A 1,084-nucleotide genomic window follows, 5' to 3' on the forward strand; every position below is an offset into this window, starting at 1 on the left:
GTGTGGGAGTGGGCGGTGTGGGAGTGGGCGCGTGGGTGGGGGCTGCCACGGCTGTCTGCCTCCTCGGGTGTTACGGCTCGCTTCAGCCGGTCTTGGCCGTGTGTTGGTCTGTACCTGAATACCCAAGCGAGCGGTTGTGAGGGCAGGGGGCGATTCAGCCTCGGGCATATCCCGGGCCCAAAAATCATGCAGGCGTGCTTGATTGTTTTTCGGGGCGCTGCCACCCTCGGTGCCCACAGGCCGAGTTGAGAGTTGAGCGGGCGCTGAGAGGGCGGTGGGAGATGACGACCGGGGCCGTACTCGACGACATGCGGGCCGAGGGCGCGGAGCTGGAGCGGCTGCTGCTGCGCGGCGCCGGGCTCGACCCCGCGCGGTGGGCGCTGCCGACGCCCTCGCCCGGCTGGAGCGTCGCGCACCAGATCGCCCATCTCGCCTGGACCGACGAGCAGTCGGTGCGCGCGGCGACGGACCCGGACGCGTTCCGCCGGGAGACCCGGCGGATGCTGAACGCCGCGGGGCCCGGCGGCGCGCTGCTGGACTCCGTCGACCAGGGCGCGGCGGACGGCGCGCGGCAGCCGTCCGGCGAGCTGCTGGAGCGCTGGCGCGCCTCCCGGGAGGCGCTCGGGCGCGCGCTCGCCGCGCAGCCGGAGGGGGCGCGGATGCCGTGGTACGTCAAGCCGATGAGCGTGGCGGGCATGGCCGGCGCCCGGATCATGGAGATGTGGGCGCACGGCGAGGATGTCGCCGCCGCGCTGGGCGAGCCGCACCCCGTGACCGACCGGCTGGCGCATGTGGTCCGCCTCGGCACCCGGGCCCGCGACTCCGCGTACGCGGCGCACGGCCTGGAGCCGCCCGCCGAGCCGGTCCGGGTCGAGGTGACGGCGCCCGGCGGCCGGGTGTGGGCGTTCGGGCCCGAGGACGCGGCCCAGCGGGTGACGGGGGACGCCGTCGACTTCTGCCGCCTGGTCACCCAGCGGGTGCACCGGGACGACGCCGAGGTGCGCGCCGAGGGCGCGGAGGCGGAGCGGTGGCTGGGGATCGCGCAGGCGTTCGCCGGTCCGCCCGGCGCGGGACGGCCGAGGGC

At 75.8% G+C, this 1,084-nt stretch carries 1 protein-coding gene; it reads left to right on the plus strand.

The annotated features are described in order from the left end of the window. Positions 1 to 281: 281 nt before the first annotated feature. The coding region (locus G5C65_RS37610; protein WP_165303535.1) for a TIGR03084 family metal-binding protein at positions 282 to 1,084 on the plus strand (803 nt) is incomplete at its 3' end.

This window comes from Streptomyces boncukensis, from assembly GCF_011045075.1.
In the GTDB taxonomy this organism is placed as follows: Bacteria; Actinomycetota; Actinomycetes; order Streptomycetales; family Streptomycetaceae; genus Streptomyces; species Streptomyces boncukensis.